General features: G+C 66.3%; 17 protein-coding genes. 1 reads left to right on the top strand and 16 read right to left on the bottom strand.

Going from position 1 to position 13,583, the window contains the following annotated elements; genetic code table 11:
* From LG661_RS13550 to LG661_RS13475, 16 genes are all read right to left on the bottom strand, one after another.
* A partial coding sequence (locus LG661_RS13550; RefSeq protein WP_230532426.1) for a hypothetical protein occupies positions 1-192 on the bottom strand: 192 nt, incomplete at its 3' end.
* A gap of 57 nt (positions 193-249) precedes the next feature.
* Entirely contained in the window at positions 250-477 is a 228-nt protein-coding gene (locus LG661_RS13545) for a hypothetical protein (RefSeq protein ID WP_230532425.1), read from the bottom strand.
* The gene (locus LG661_RS13540) at positions 470-775 is read right to left on the bottom strand and encodes a hypothetical protein (protein ID WP_230532424.1); all 306 of its coding nucleotides are present in this window, start codon (positions 773-775) and stop codon (positions 470-472) included. Before LG661_RS13540 ends, LG661_RS13545 begins: the two co-directional genes overlap by 8 nt.
* A gap of 92 nt (positions 776-867) precedes the next feature.
* Entirely contained in the window at positions 868-1,215 is a 348-nt protein-coding gene (locus LG661_RS13535; protein ID WP_230532423.1) for a hypothetical protein, read from the bottom strand.
* Between the two features lie 125 nt (positions 1,216-1,340).
* On the bottom strand, positions 1,341-1,547 hold the full coding sequence (locus tag LG661_RS13530; RefSeq protein ID WP_230532422.1) for a hypothetical protein: 207 nt from the start codon (positions 1,545-1,547) through the stop codon (positions 1,341-1,343).
* A 139-nt stretch (positions 1,548-1,686) separates the two neighbouring features.
* On the bottom strand, positions 1,687-1,926 hold the full coding sequence (locus LG661_RS13525) for a DUF2933 domain-containing protein (RefSeq protein WP_407666710.1): 240 nt from the start codon (positions 1,924-1,926) through the stop codon (positions 1,687-1,689).
* 96 nt (positions 1,927-2,022) lie between these two features.
* Positions 2,023-4,452, bottom strand: coding sequence for a heavy metal translocating P-type ATPase (locus tag LG661_RS13520; protein ID WP_268995462.1), 2,430 nt, complete (start codon positions 4,450-4,452; stop codon positions 2,023-2,025).
* 75 nt (positions 4,453-4,527) lie between these two features.
* Entirely contained in the window at positions 4,528-5,121 is a 594-nt protein-coding gene (gene copM / locus LG661_RS13515; RefSeq protein WP_230532421.1) for a CopM family metallochaperone, read from the bottom strand.
* Between the two features lie 19 nt (positions 5,122-5,140).
* Positions 5,141-5,515, bottom strand: coding sequence for a hypothetical protein (locus tag LG661_RS13510; RefSeq protein WP_230532420.1), 375 nt, complete (start codon positions 5,513-5,515; stop codon positions 5,141-5,143).
* A 23-nt stretch (positions 5,516-5,538) separates the two neighbouring features.
* Positions 5,539-8,664 (bottom strand): efflux RND transporter permease subunit, encoded by a 3,126-nt coding sequence (locus LG661_RS13505; protein WP_230532419.1) that lies wholly within the window; start codon positions 8,662-8,664, stop codon positions 5,539-5,541.
* 7 nt (positions 8,665-8,671) lie between these two features.
* Positions 8,672-10,387 (bottom strand): efflux RND transporter periplasmic adaptor subunit, encoded by a 1,716-nt coding sequence (locus LG661_RS13500; RefSeq protein ID WP_230532418.1) that lies wholly within the window; start codon positions 10,385-10,387, stop codon positions 8,672-8,674.
* 62 nt (positions 10,388-10,449) lie between these two features.
* The gene (locus LG661_RS13495) at positions 10,450-10,902 is read right to left on the bottom strand and encodes a hypothetical protein (RefSeq protein ID WP_230532417.1); all 453 of its coding nucleotides are present in this window, start codon (positions 10,900-10,902) and stop codon (positions 10,450-10,452) included.
* A 138-nt stretch (positions 10,903-11,040) separates the two neighbouring features.
* Positions 11,041-11,541, bottom strand: a complete 501-nt coding sequence (locus tag LG661_RS13490) for a cupredoxin domain-containing protein (RefSeq protein ID WP_230532416.1) — start codon at positions 11,539-11,541, stop codon at positions 11,041-11,043.
* 53 nt (positions 11,542-11,594) lie between these two features.
* Positions 11,595-11,852, bottom strand: a complete 258-nt coding sequence (locus LG661_RS13485; RefSeq protein WP_230532415.1) for a heavy-metal-associated domain-containing protein — start codon at positions 11,850-11,852, stop codon at positions 11,595-11,597.
* 369 nt (positions 11,853-12,221) lie between these two features.
* The gene (locus tag LG661_RS13480; protein WP_230532414.1) at positions 12,222-12,461 is read right to left on the bottom strand and encodes a DUF2188 domain-containing protein; all 240 of its coding nucleotides are present in this window, start codon (positions 12,459-12,461) and stop codon (positions 12,222-12,224) included.
* A 191-nt stretch (positions 12,462-12,652) separates the two neighbouring features.
* Positions 12,653-12,964, bottom strand: coding sequence for a metal-sensitive transcriptional regulator (locus LG661_RS13475; protein WP_230532413.1), 312 nt, complete (start codon positions 12,962-12,964; stop codon positions 12,653-12,655).
* Positions 12,965-13,162: 198 nt separating this feature from the next.
* On the opposite strand from LG661_RS13475, the gene LG661_RS13470 reads away from it, so the two are divergent.
* Positions 13,163-13,567 (top strand): four-helix bundle copper-binding protein, encoded by a 405-nt coding sequence (locus LG661_RS13470; RefSeq protein ID WP_230532412.1) that lies wholly within the window; start codon positions 13,163-13,165, stop codon positions 13,565-13,567.
* Positions 13,568-13,583 lie beyond the last annotated feature (16 nt).

The following is a 13,583-nucleotide window of genomic DNA, read 5'->3' as shown; positions in this document are numbered from 1 at the left end:
GTGATGGGTGGCGATGAGCAGCTTGGATGGATCCTGCCGATCCACGGCGAGACCGTGAACATGCGTGTGGGCCGGAAGCTTGGAGACCTCCAGGGTCTCGGTTGCTTCCGAGCGGACGCTGTATCCGATGGTGGCGAGCGTGAGCGCGGCGGCTCCGGCCAGCGCGAGCTTGTTCGTGATGGTCTTCTTCATGTTTGTATCCTCGGGAGGGAGCGGGCCGAGCCTGCCGGTTGACCCACATGACCCTCGTTACTGGTTGTTTCGGGGTTGCTGTTCCGGCTCGTGGTGGGGCTGGGCCAGGTGGGCCTGCATCATCCGATTGCAGTTCTCCATCATCTGGCTCATCTGCTGCATCATGCCCATCGTCGGGACCTGGCGCTCCGGTGCATGGCTTGGGTCCTGGGCTGCGAGCCCTGTGGTGGTCAGCATGATGATCAGGGCGCCAGCCGCAAAGGTAATCCTCCGGGCGTCACGCATTGTTCGTCTCCGTTATGGATTTGGCTGATGGCTGAGCGTTGTGGCTGACCGGAGCGGAGCAGGATTGCCCCGACATGCCCTTCATGCACAGGCCAAGGGCGCACATCGCCAAGCAGGGTGCAGCGGAGAGTAGCAGCGGGGCTATGCCCGCCGCAACAAGCCAGGGCCAGCCGAGGGCAAGACTGCCGGCCAGGGGGATCGTGGCGGCCACCAGCATCAGGCCGCGCCGGCTTCTTAGCCGGGGAACCCAGGATACGCTCGGGCGCACCAGGGGCGTGACGGGAGATGACGTCTGCATCTCGCTCTCCTCAAGTCATGGTCGGGATCGCGGACGCGCAAGTGCGCACGTCCGGCGGTGTCGCCAGCGGTCCTTGCGGAGCCGCGCGGCTTTTAGCCGATCAGGATGTTTCGAGGAGGACGGGGGTCAGGCAGGCGCGTCAGGCCGGAGCCGTCCAGGTCGGGGTTCCCTCCGGGCCGTGTGGCCGAGATCACGGGCAGTCCTACGGCCGCATGGACGAGGATCATGGCCGACCCGGCACAGAACACTTTCGCGCAAGCCATGGGCAAGGCTGCATCGCCATCGCAACGGTCACAATCCGCCGGCATCGGGTCCATGGCCGACGAAACGGTCATGTCGTGCCCATCATGGGCCATTGTCCCGTGTGGGGCAGGCATCACCGTTCCCAGCACGAATGCGAGGACGACGAGAAAGGCACACAGGGACCGGAGCAACGGCATGCAGTGAACCTAGGGAGGGAGGACCCGATAGACAACTCACATCATCGTGTCGCCGTTGGTCCGAAGGGGACCGGATGCACATTGCCTGGGATCGGGAGGATCTCTCCGCCACACCCACAATGCGGTCAAGTGGACTGCTTCAGGCGTCGACGGTCTTTGGAGACCTGAACAATCCTGGAATAGGCCTCCCCCACCGGGGAGCCAGGTTCCGGTTGATCGTCGAGCAGCTCGAGTGCAGGCAGAAGGTGGTCCGCCACGTCGAGCCGGTCCTCCGCGCAGGCCTGCCTGAACGCAACCATGATCCTTGTGTCCAGCGAGGGACGAGCACGCACGGGGCACCTCCCAGTCTTCGGGCCACTTCAGTGGCTGACGCCACCACGCATGGTAGTCAACTTGAAAGGCAGGGCATCGTTCGCGGGCCGCGTCCTCATGTCCATTTCGGGTCCGGCAGGCGGCTCCAGCCTTCCTCCGTCACTGCCCACCTCCGCCATGTCGGCCATGGTGACCCCGATGCATGAACAGGTGCGTAAGCGGGCAAGCCAGCAGGAGCAGATAGGGCAGGGCCTCAAGGACGTGCCCCGTGTGGGTCACGATGAGGTACAGCCCTGCAAGGCCGAGGCCCATCGTTGCGGCCCAGGCCAGAGGTGAGCGGATCAGGCCCGACCACCGGGAGGCTGGATGGCTTGGATGGGCACGGGCATTCGTGTCCACGGCTGTCTCTCCTTCGTACAGCCAAGTCTCGCAGGTGCCTCCCGCCGGTTCCTTGATCTGGCGCAACGCATATCAGTTGCTCACGGCCGGAGAAGCTCAAATCCGCGCCATTCTCAGCCGCAGCGAGTTGGCGATGACGCTCACCGACGAAAGCGCCATGGCGGTGGCCGCGAGCACCGGTGAGAGCAGCATGCCGAAGAACGGGTACAGCACCCCTGCAGCGACCGGCACGCCCGCCGCGTTATAGATGAAGGCGAAGAACAGGTTCTGGCGGATGTTGCTCATAGTCGCCTGCGAGAGACGGCGCGCCCGCACGATGCCCATGAGATCGCCCTTGAGCAGCGTCACGCCCGCGCTCTCGATGGCCACGTCTGTCCCTGAGCCCATGGCGATGCCCACATCGGCCGCCGCAAGCGCCGGTGCATCGTTCACCCCGTCGCCCGCCATCGCGACCACACGGCCTTCCCGGCGCAGGCGTTCGACCACTGCGCTCTTCTGGTCGGGCAGCACTTCTGCCTCGACCTCCTCGATACCGAGCCGCCGCGCCACGGCTTCCGCCGTCGTGCGGTTGTCGCCTGTCAGCATCACGACCCGGATGTTTTCCTCGCGCAGTCCCCTCAAGGCCTCGGGCGTCGTAGCCTTCACCGGATCGGCAATGGCGAGGATGCCAGCCGGGCGACCATCCACGCCGACGAAGATGGCGGTCGCGCCTTCCCGGCGCAGTTCGTCCGCCTTGCCGGCGATGGCCTCGACCGGGATGTCTTGCTCGGCCAGGAACTTGGCGTTCCCAAGCGCCAGGCGCCGGCCTTCCACCGTGCCGAGGGCTCCTTTGCCGACTGGCGAGTCGAAGTCCGTCACCTCGGCGAGGGGGATGTTCCGACCCATGGCCGCGGCCACGATCGCGGTGGCGAGCGGATGCTCGCTGGCTCGCTCGACACTGGCGGCCAGCCGCAGCAGATCGGTCTCGGACAAGTCGCCCACGGGCACGATGGCGGTGACGCTCGGCTTGCCCTGCGTGAGCGTGCCGGTCTTGTCGACCACCAGGGTGTCGACCTTCTCCATGCGCTCCAGCGCTTCGGCATTCTTGATGAGCACGCCGCCTTGAGCGCCTCGCCCCACGCCGACCATGATCGACATCGGCGTGGCAAGCCCGAGCGCGCAGGGGCACGCGATGATGACGACCGCGACGCCTGCGATGATGGCATAGGAGAGGCGCGGCTCCGGTCCCCAGATTGCCCAGGCACCGAAAGCCAGCAGCGCGATGACGATCACGATGGGCACGAACCAGCCCGATACCTGATCGGCCAGACGCTGGATCGGGGCGCGGCTGCGCTGGGCCTCCGACACCATCTGCACGATCCTCGAAAGCATGGTGTCGCGCCCGACCTTCTCGGCCCGCATGATGAAGCTGCCGGTCTGGTTGAGCGTGCCGGCGATCACCTTCGAGCCGGGTTCCTTGGTCACCGGCATCGACTCGCCGGTGACCATCGACTCGTCCACCGAGCAGCGGCCCTCCAGCACCTCGCCGTCCACCGGCACCTTCTCGCCGGGGCGCACCCGCAGGCGGTCGTCGACGGCAATCGTGTCGAGCGCAACCTCCTCGTCCGTTCCGTCCGGTCGCACGCGGCGGGCGGTTTTGGGCGCTAGATCGAGGAGAGCCTTGATGGCACCCGAGGTCTGCTCACGCGCCCGCAGTTCGAGAACCTGCCCGAGGAGCACGAGAACAGTGATGACCGCCGAGGCCTCGAAGTAGGCGGGAATGGCGCCATCGGGGCCGCGCAGCAGGGCAGGAAACAGGCCCGGCGCAAGGGTCGCGGCCATGCTGTAGATCCAGGCCGCCCCGACGCCGAGCGCGATCAGGGTAAACATGTTGAGGCTGCGGTTGACGAGCGACTGCCAGCCGCGGACGAAGAAAGGCCAGCCCGCCCACAGCACGACGGGCGTGGCCAGGATCATCTGGATCCAGTTCGAGGTCTGCTGGGCGATGTAGTGCGAGATGCCAAGGAAGTGGCCGCCCATTTCCAGGAAGAACACCGGTATCGTGAGGACCAGGCCGATCCAGAACCGGCGGGTCATATCGACCAGCTCGGGGTTCGGTCCTGCGTCCGCGGTGACGAGGACCGGTTCAAGCGCCATGCCGCAGATGGGGCACGAGCCGGGGCCGACCTGCCGCACCTCCGGATGCATCGGGCAGGTATAGATCGTGCCCTCCGGCACGGGTTCGGCCGTCTTCTTGGCCTCTTCGCCTGAGAGGTACTGGGCCGGGTTGGTCTCGAACTTCGACCGGCATTCGGTCGAGCAGAAGTAGAATGGCCTTCCGCCATGCTGGGTGCGGTGCGGCGTCGTGTGCGGGTCCACCATCATCCCGCAGACCGGGTCCTTCACCTTGCTGGCATCGGAGGTCGGCTCGTGGTGATGATCGTGGTCTCCTGCATGGGCGTCATGTCCGTGATTATGGGTGGCATGCCCATGATGGTGGCCGTGGCCTTCATGCCCGTGCTGCCGGTCTTTTCGATCCTGGTTCATGACGCTCTCCTTGACGGCCCGAAGGGGTGGACCATGGCTTGTGTCGGTCCGCGCCCTTGTCTCCCACTGCTTGGCCTACTGGGCGCCCCGTTCCTTCAACCACTCCCGCATCTCGCGGATCTCGCGCTCCTGCTCGCGGATCACGTCATTCGCCCACTTCTTCGCCCGCTCGTCCTTGCCGTGCTTCAGAACCACCTGGGCCATGTCGATGGCGCTCTGGTGGTGCGGGATCATGCCTTTCACGAACGCGATGTCCGGATCGGGATCGAGGGCGGCCTCCATCATCGGCCCATGCATCTTGTCCATGGCCTCCATGTAGGCCTTTGCGGCTTCCGAGCGGGGTGCTGCCTGTCCGGAAGAGCCCTGCATCGACGAGCCCTGGCCGTGCATCATGCCTTGGCCCATCATGCCGCCTTGCATCATCTGCTGCATCATACCCATGCAGTTCTGCGGCATGCTCTGCATCATGGCCCGGCATTGCTCGGGCATGTTCTGCATCATTTGTCCCATCGGGATCTGGCCCTGCGGCTGTTCGGGCATCTGGGGCTGAGCCTGCGTCTGCGGCGCAGGCGTTCCGCCAGGATGGTGCTGCTGGTGATCGGCGGGTGCCTGCGCCAGGGCAGGGCCGGTGAGGGCAAGGAGGGCAGCGCTAAGAATGAAAGTCCTCATGTCAGTGTCTCCTTTGAGATCAGTTATTGACGAAGCGGGCCTGCACGGCATGGCCATCGGCCATGGTCGCCGAGATGACCACGCGGGCGCCCGCCCCGAGGGGCTGGGGAAGGCTGCCGACGAGCCTGTTGGGCTCGGCGGGCTGGAGCGGGACGGTCGCCGTCTTGCCGCCGTCCTGCACGATGGCGCGGGCGTTCTTCGTGCCCGTGGAAGACAGCGGCTTGTCGTCCGCTTCCGTGAGGAAGAGGACGAGCTCGCTGCCTTTGGCGACCATCTCGACGTGATGGCCGGCGCTGTCGACGACGGGGCCGCCGTTCGGGCCTTTGGCGACCTCGTGGGCGGTCGCCGCCAAGGAAGCGGTTGCGATGGCCAGAGCGAGGATGAGATGCTTCACGGTGTTTCTCCTTGAGTCGTGGGTCAGAAGGCTTCCGCGGGATTGAGCGCTCCCGCCTTGCCCTCGCGGCTGGCCTGGATGCGCTCCAGGGGCTTCCTGCCGAAGGCCAGGAACAGGACAGGGGTGAGAACGGTGTCGATCAGGGTGGCCGAGATCAGGCCGCCGAAGATCGTGACCGCCACCGGATGCAGGATCTCCCGCCCGGGCTCGTCCGCTCCGATCAGGAGCGGGATCAGCGCCAATCCCGCAGACAGGGCGGTCATCAGCACCGGCGTCAGCCGTTCCAGGCTGCCGCGGATGACGAGATCCCGCCCGAACCGCTCGCCTTCGTAGAGCGCGAGGTTGATGTAGTGCGAAACCTTCAGGATGCCGTTGCGCGCCGAGATGCCGGCGAGCGTGATGAAGCCGATCATCGAGGCGACCGAGAGCGGCTGGCCGGCGATGTTGAGCGCTATCACGCTGCCGATCAGCGCCAGCGGGATGTTGCCCATGATGATCAGCGCCAGCGCCGGGGATTGGTAGCGGCTGTAGAGCACGACGAACACCATCGCGAGCGACAGGAGCGAGAGCGCCCCGATACGCAGCGTGGCCTCCTCCTGCGCCTGGAAGGTGCCCTCCAGACGGGTGACGTAACCTTGCGGCCACTGCGTCTCGGCGGTGATGCGGCGGATGTCGGCGATGATCGCTGCCATGTCGCGCCGGCCGTCGGTGTTGCCGAGGACCGCGATCCGGCGCTGACCGTTCTCACGCAGCACCTGGTTGGGCCCGTCCGTCTCCTCGATCCTCGCGATCATGCGCAGCGGCACATGGCCGGTCGGCGTTGCGATCAAAAGGTCCCCGAGACCTGTCGTGGAGCGGTCCTGGTCGGAAAGCCGCATCACCACGTCGAAGCGACGGCTGCCCTCGACGATCTGCGAGACCGTGCGCCCGTTCGACATTGTCTCCAGGGCATCGGTGACGGTCGCCGGCGTAAGGCCGTAGAGGGCAGCCTTCTCGTAGTCCACATCGATGCGCAGTTGCGGGATGCGCACCTGCTTCTCGACCTGGAGGTCGACGAGACCTTCCACGCTTGAGAGACGCTCGCGCAGGCCTTCCGCCAGGGTACGCAGGGTGTCGAGGTCCTCGCCGTAGATCTTGAGTGCGATCTCGGCCCGCACGCCCGAGAGCATGTGGTCGAGACGGTGCGAGATCGGCTGGCCGACGTTGAGCGTCGCCGGAAGCACGGCGAGGCGGGCGCGGATGTCACCCATCACCTCTTCCTTCGAGCGCTCGGACCGCTTCAGGTCGACATCGATTTCGGACGAGTGGACGCCCTCCGCGTGCTCGTCGAGCTCGGCGCGTCCCGTGCGGCGCCCGACCGAGATCACCTCCGGTACGTCCTTGATTAGGTTCTCGGCCACAAGACCGAGGCGGTGGCTCTCGGACAATGCGATACCAGGGTTGTAGGCCAAGCTGATGGTGAGTGTGCCCTCGTTGAACGGCGGCAGAAAGGCCCGGGGCAGCAGCGTCGCGCCGTAGGCCGCGAGCCCGACACCGAGCGTGACGGTCGTGAACAGGAAGCCGCGATGCCCAAAAGCCCAGCGGAGGAGGGCCGCGTTGCCGCGCTTGAGGTGCCGCACCACGAAGCTGTCACGGTCATGCGTCTTCGCCCGCCCCGAGAGCAGATAATAGGACAGAACCGGCGTCACCGTGATCGAGGTGACGAGCGAGGCCAGGATCGAGACGATGTAGGCTATGCCGAGTGGCGCGAAGAGGCGTCCCTCGATGCCGGACAACGCGAAGAGCGGAATGAACACCAGAATGATGATCGCCGTGGCGTAGACGATGCCGGAGCGCACCTCCTGGGATGCCGCCGCGATCACCTCCAGCGCCGGGCGTGGATTGGGTAGTTCCCGGTTTTCCTTGAGCCGGCGCAGGATGTTCTCGACGTCCACGACCGCATCGTCGACGAGCTCGCCGATGGCGATGGCGAGCCCGCCGAGGGTCATCGTGTTGATGGTGAGACCGAAGGCATGGAAGACGATGACCGTCACCAGGATCGAGATCGGGATCGCGGTGAGCGAGATGGCGGTCGCCCGCACGTTCATCAGGAACAGCACCAGGATTACGGCGACTACGGCCGCGGCCTCCAGCAAAACCTGTTTCACATTGCCGATGGAGGTCTCGATGAAGGTGGCCTGCCGGAATTGCAGGTTGGTCGCGGAGACGCCTTGCGGGAGCGTCTTCTGGATGTCCCGGAGCGCCGCCTCGATTTTGCCTGTGAGGTCGACTGAGTCGGCGCCAGGCTGCTTCTGGACCGAGATGATGACGGCGGGCTTGCCCTGGAACCCGGCATCGCCGCGCTTCACCCGGGGGGCGAAGTCCACCTGAGCGACTTGGTGCAGGAAGATCGGCTGACCATCCTTGTGCACGACCACGGTGTTGCGCAGGTCCTCCAGCCGCTTCGTGACACCCACGTTGCGGATCAGGTACTCGCGCCCATGCTGGTCGACGAAGCCGCCGCCGGTGTTAGTGCCGAAGCGCGTGACCGCCTGCTCGACCTGCTCGTGCGTCACGTCCAGCGCTTGCAAGGCGGCGATGTTCGGCACGATCCGGTACTGCCGGACTTCTCCGCCGATGGGGATGACCTGGGCGACGCCCGCAATTGTGAGGAGCTGCGGCCGGATGACGAAGTCGGCGATCTCGCGCACCTCCATCGGCGAGACCGTGTCGCCGGTGATGGCGATCAGCATGATCTCGCCCATGATCGAGGTCACCGGTCCCATCTGGGGCGTGACGCCGCGCGGGAGCTGCTCGCCCACGAGCGCCAGGCGCTCGGCCACGAGCTGGCGCGAGCGGTAGATGTCGGTGCCCCAGTCGAACTCGACATAGACGATGGAGAGGCCAACGCCCGAGACGGACCGCACCCGCGTGACGCCGGGCATGCCGTTCATCGCGGTCTCAAGCGGATAGGTGACGAGCTGCTCCACTTCCTGTGGGGCGAGGCCCTCGGCCTCGGTCATCAGGGTGACGGTTGGGCGGTTGAGGTCGGGGAATACGTCCACCGGCACCTGTGGCAGGATCCACGAACCGTAGGCGACGAGGACGAGCGCGGCGGCAATGACGAAGAGCCGGTTCTTGAGGCTGCTGCTGACGAGAAAATTGAACATCGCCGCCTCACCGGATCTGATTGATGAGCTCGGAGCCGCGGATCACGATCCGCTCGCCCTCGGATAAACCAGCCCGAACGACCAGCCGGGTGGCATCGAAGGGGTCGGTCCGAACAGGCTTGGCCTCGAACCGCTCCGGGTCCGTATGGCGCCACACCACCGGCTCGCCGTTACCGCCACGCACCACGGCGTCGCGGGGCAGAATGATCCCCTCGCTCGAGGTTCCGTTGCGGGCCACGACCGTGACAGGCTGGCCCACAGCGAGGCTCGCCGGCGGGTTTTCGACCGCGAACTGCACGATGGTGGCCTGCTGCTGGAGCGCCTTGCTGAAGCCCTGGAACGTCAGTGTCAGCGGCGTGCCGGCGGCGGCGGTCGCGCTGGCGCCCGTCACCTTCGCTGGATCGACCTCGCCATAGACGAGCGCCTCGACCCAGAGCCCCTTCGGGTCGACGATCTGGAACACCACGTCCTGCGAGCCGACGACCTGACCAGCGACTACGCGCGCGGCCACGATGGTGCCGTCGATAGGCGCGCGCAACTCCTCGTGCTCGACACGGGTCTGGCGCACGATCTCACGCCGGCGGCGCAGGCCCTCCAGCTCGATCTCGGCATCGGTGACCTGGCTCGGCGGCGCGACATTGCGCACGGCCAACTGGCGCACGCGCTTGAGCTTGGTCTCGGCGACGGCGATCTCCTGCTCGATTTCGCCGACCCGCTCGGAAAGGCTCGTGCGGTCGGCCTGGGCCAGCGGCTGTTCGATCAGGGCGAGCACGTCGCCTTTTCGAACGGTCTGCCCAAGACGGGGAAGGCCGCCCTCCGGGGCGATGATCCGCCCACCATTGATGCTCTGCACGAGGCCCGAGCGGTTGGGGTCGGCAATGATACGGCCGATGAGGCTGACAGCCTTCTGGGCCGCCTCAGGCTTGGTGACGACCGTGCGCACATCGAGCAGGCGCTGGCTCGGCTTGGGCACGAAGACGGTGCCGTCCGGCAGGCGGCGGGGCGTGTCCCCGGCGGGGAGGGCGGCTTTAGCCTCGCCGTGGTCATGCCCCTCATGGGCGAAGGCGTAGGCTGTGGAGGCAATGAGGACGACTACCGCAACGCCAGCTACCGGCACGAGCTTGTTGCGGCTGCGGACCGCGACGCCAAGCAGGAAGCCGAGGGCGAGCAGCCCCCCGGCCACCGCATAGGGCGTGGGGATCTCGACGGTGCCGATGCGGACGTTCGGAGCATTCTGGAAAGCCTGGAGCGGAGACGCGCCGGTCGGGACGGGAGCTGCGGTCACTGCCTTGGCGGGCAGATTCAGCGTGCCGATCAGCAGGTCGTCGCCGCTCGGGGCGGTCACCGCGAAGATGAGCTCCAGCGGACCTTCGCCGACGAATTTCGGCGAGGCGACGGCATAGATGCCGTCGGGTGCCGGCTCGGCTTCGACATCCTGATCGCCGCCGATGGTGACGGCGATCCGGGCGTCGGCGACCGGCTCGTTGGTGGCGAAGTGGTCGAGATAGAGCGCCAGCTTGTCGCCGCGCAGGATGCCGACCAGTTCGTAGGTGTCCGACTGGGCGCTTACCCGCGGGCTGGAGGTGGTGACGGCGGCGGGCGAAGGCGCGCCGTGGTCATGGCCCTCATGCGCAAGAACGGCAGTCGCGAAGGCGGTCAGAAGGCCCAGGGCCGCGAGCACGGCCTGGATGCGGCGCACGGCGCCGGTGGAACGGGTCAGCATAGGGGAGTTCCCAAGTCATGAGCATGTCGTCGGGAGCGACACGGCCCATGCCGGTCGCTCGGTTACGCGATGCTGACGGGTCTCGGCGGACGCTTGAGATGGCCTGGGTCGGTCCCGGTTCCGCGCTGGCTGACTGGAACGAGGGACAGCGCCAGGGTCATCGGGACTGAGGTCACATCCAGGCTCAGGGGCGCCAGGGCAATCGGACAGGCGCTGGCGCAGCAGGGAGCCGGGGCTCCGGCGTCGGCCTTCTGGCCGTCCGCCGTTATCTCCTCCACCGCGTCGGCCTGGACGTGGTGGTGGACCGCGCCATCCCCATGGTCGTGCGACACCTGGTGAACATGCGCGCCGGCCTGGTGCGTATGCCCGATGGAGGCCGTCGCCTGGCAGTCAGGCGACCGCTGATCGTGCCGATGGAGGCCCGCAAGCGCGCCGCTGTGGAGCACGAACGACGTCACCGCCATGAGCATCAGGCTCATGACCAAGCGTCGGAAGTGGGTCCACAGGGTGTTCAACGATTCGCTCCAGAGATCAGCGGATGATCTGACGGGTAGACGGTTTCAAGATAGTTACCTCGACGGTCTTTATGGCCTTTGTGGGGTGGCCGACCAGGCCCGGTTATGGCGGATTCGTGCGGCCTGGTAAACAGTGCCTCACTTCACCACCACCGTGCCGACCATGCCGGCCTCGCGATGGCCGGGGATCAGGCAGGCGTACTCGAAGGTTCCCGCCTGGGTGAACTGCCAGCGCAGCACGCCCGACGTCTTCGGGCCGAGGCGCTTGGCGTTCGGGTCCTCGTGGGCCATGTCGGGATGGCTCGCCATCTCCTCGGCATGCTCCCGGTTGGCCTCGACGGTGCCGATGACCAGTTCGTGTTCGAGTTCGCCGCCGTTGCGCAGGACGAACTGGACCTGCTCGCCCTGGCGGACTTCGATGCGCTCGGGCGCAAACGCCATCCCGCTGTCGGTCTCCTTCATGACGACCTGGACGACCCGGCCGCCCTTGGCGGGGTCGCCGGGGCGTCCGTAGTCCGTTTCCGCAGCGTGGTCATGGCCGGAGTGATCGTGGCCGGCATGGCCCGGGCCCGCGGCGGCCCCGAAAGCGGAGGCGGCGGTCAGGGTCGTGGCGAAGGCAAGGACTGGCAGGATTCGCATAGCATTCCTCACGGGGTTGAACCGGGCGGCGGCGGGCCACCGCCCGGGGGGCTCTAGGCTGCGCTGGGGGTGTAGCCGGCCTCGGTGACGAGCGCCTGTACCCTGGCCATGTCGGACGTGCCGCGCACCAGGACGATCTTCGAGGACGGGTCCGCCTCGACCTTCGCTCCCGGCAGGCCGGTCTCGACCGCCTTGGTGATGGCTCCCGCGCAATGGCCGCAGGTCATGTCCTCGACCTTGAGGGCTAGGGCGTTCGGGTCGCGCTCGGCGGCCTGGCCGGCCTGGGACTGGTGGGTGCTGCATCCGCACATGGGACAAACTCCGTTCGGCGTTGACGATGGCATAGTTGTGCGCCTTCCAATCGTGGTAAGGTCAAGCGCAATTTTCTAAGCTTGGCATGAGAGTCGTCGGAGCTGTTTGACTCAGCGCAATGAACTCTGCGACCGGCCGGGTGCGGACACACTGTGCCTGCGCCAGGTGCCGTCCCAGCGTGCTGAATGGCGGTCGCTATGGTTCGGGCCGAAAACCTTTGGCAGAGATCGGAGGCTCGTGGACTTGGGATACGACAGTCTATCCGTGAGGGGCGCCCGAGGTCTTCAGCAGCTCAGGATATGGCCACCAGCCGATAGGATAGCTGAAAGGCCCTAGTCTGGATCCGGCGCCCGGTGCTGCGAAGCCGGTCACCCTTTGACGTCCGTCGCGGGCCGATCCTGCCCACGGGCAACTTCGTCATGCCAGCGGCCGTCTTCATCCTGGTATTCGATGGCCGTGGTTTCTCCGGGGACCTGCTGTTCGGCAGCGGCCCGTTCCGCAGCATTCCTTGCCTCGTCATGGGTGGAGTAGGTTTCCGGGTAGACATCCCCGACCTTGTAGGCCCACCCGCCATCGTGCTCGACAATCTCATAATGGACAGATGCCATGGCTGCTCTCCACCGGCAGAATGGACCTGCTTGAACCTGCCGCCACGCCGAAGGTGGTCATGGGCAGTCCGCGCGAGGCGGGCATCCGCGTGCGAGTCACACGCGAACGCCGGGACGGCGAGATGACGACCATAACGGTTGAGGAGCTCCCAAGCCCGTCCTGAGGTCCGCGGCCAGCCGGGGGCCTTGCTTCATGGGCGGCGCCCGAGCCCGGCTATCAGGCGGGCGATCTCGTCCACCAGGCGCTGGCGCTCGCCCTCGGAGAGGTCCCCGGACAGGCTCGCCTCGATGCAGGCCTTCAGGTGATCGCTCAGCATGTCAGCCTGTACGCGCCGCAGCGCGGCGATGACCGCATTGATCTGATTGGTCACGTCGCCACAGTAGCGCCCGTCCTGGATCATCTGCTGCACACCGCGCACCTGGCCCTCGATGCGGCGCAGGCGGGGAAGCTGCTGCATGTGGTCGACATCCTTGCCCCCGTGCTTTTCCTTCGAACCAGCCATCACGCTCCAGTACCTCCTCGGCGACAACGCATGAGGTGCCGATTGGTCCGGAACCATACCCCCCACCTGTATGTTGGTCCGACGGCTGGCCAGCGGCCTTCGCAAGCCCTCACCGGCAATGCGAGATCCAACGGGCGGAACCGTTCTCCGCTCCCCGCAGTTCCGACAGGATTTCATTTCCTTCTGGAGAACACGCTTATGCATGCGCAAGAGATGATCAGCAGCCATCCGGACGTCAAAGGCAACACCAACGATGCCCTGATCCGCTGCATCGAGAGGGTCTATTCCTGTGCTCAGGCCTGCACGTCCTGCGCCGACGCCTGCCTGGCCGAGGACATGGTTCAGCAGTTGCGCCAATGCATTCGTCTCAACCTCGACTGTGCCGATGTATGCGTCGCTACCGGTTCAGTTGCCACCCGCCGGACGGGCTCGAACGAGGAGGTGATCCGGCGCATGCTGGAAGCCTGCGCGACTGCCCTGCGGATGTGCGGTGACGAGTGTGAGCGCCATGCGGGCGAACATGAGCACTGCCGGATCAATGCCGAGTCGTGTCGCCGCGGCGAGCAGGCCTGCCAGGAGGCGCTCCAGAGCATGGCCGCCTGACCAGTGCTCTCGGGCA

The organism is Microvirga roseola (genome assembly GCF_020866965.1).
Lineage (GTDB): Bacteria > Pseudomonadota > Alphaproteobacteria > Rhizobiales > Beijerinckiaceae > Microvirga > Microvirga roseola.
This window is presented reverse-complemented; position numbering and strand designations above follow the sequence as displayed.

Excerpts from the sequence above, each read along its gene's own strand:
- copM (WP_230532421.1), bottom strand. The coding sequence starts at position 5,121 with ATGAGGACTTTCATTCTTAGCGCTGCCCTCCTTGCCCTCACCGGCCCT.
- LG661_RS13485 (WP_230532415.1), bottom strand. The coding sequence starts at position 11,852 with ATGTGCGGATGCAGCACCCACCAGTCCCAGGCCGGCCAGGCCGCCGAG.
- LG661_RS13540 (WP_230532424.1), bottom strand. The coding sequence starts at position 775 with ATGCAGACGTCATCTCCCGTCACGCCCCTGGTGCGCCCGAGCGTATCC.
- LG661_RS13535 (WP_230532423.1), bottom strand. The coding sequence starts at position 1,215 with ATGCCGTTGCTCCGGTCCCTGTGTGCCTTTCTCGTCGTCCTCGCATTC.
- LG661_RS13505 (WP_230532419.1), bottom strand. The coding sequence starts at position 8,664 with ATGTTCAATTTTCTCGTCAGCAGCAGCCTCAAGAACCGGCTCTTCGTC.
- LG661_RS13470 (WP_230532412.1), top strand. The coding sequence starts at position 13,163 with ATGCATGCGCAAGAGATGATCAGCAGCCATCCGGACGTCAAAGGCAAC.
- LG661_RS13520 (WP_268995462.1), bottom strand. The coding sequence starts at position 4,452 with ATGAACCAGGATCGAAAAGACCGGCAGCACGGGCATGAAGGCCACGGC.
- LG661_RS13475 (WP_230532413.1), bottom strand. The coding sequence starts at position 12,964 with ATGGCTGGTTCGAAGGAAAAGCACGGGGGCAAGGATGTCGACCACATG.
- LG661_RS13545 (WP_230532425.1), bottom strand. The coding sequence starts at position 477 with ATGCGTGACGCCCGGAGGATTACCTTTGCGGCTGGCGCCCTGATCATC.
- LG661_RS13500 (WP_230532418.1), bottom strand. The coding sequence starts at position 10,387 with ATGCTGACCCGTTCCACCGGCGCCGTGCGCCGCATCCAGGCCGTGCTC.
- LG661_RS13480 (WP_230532414.1), bottom strand. The coding sequence starts at position 12,461 with ATGGCATCTGTCCATTATGAGATTGTCGAGCACGATGGCGGGTGGGCC.
- LG661_RS13490 (WP_230532416.1), bottom strand. The coding sequence starts at position 11,541 with ATGCGAATCCTGCCAGTCCTTGCCTTCGCCACGACCCTGACCGCCGCC.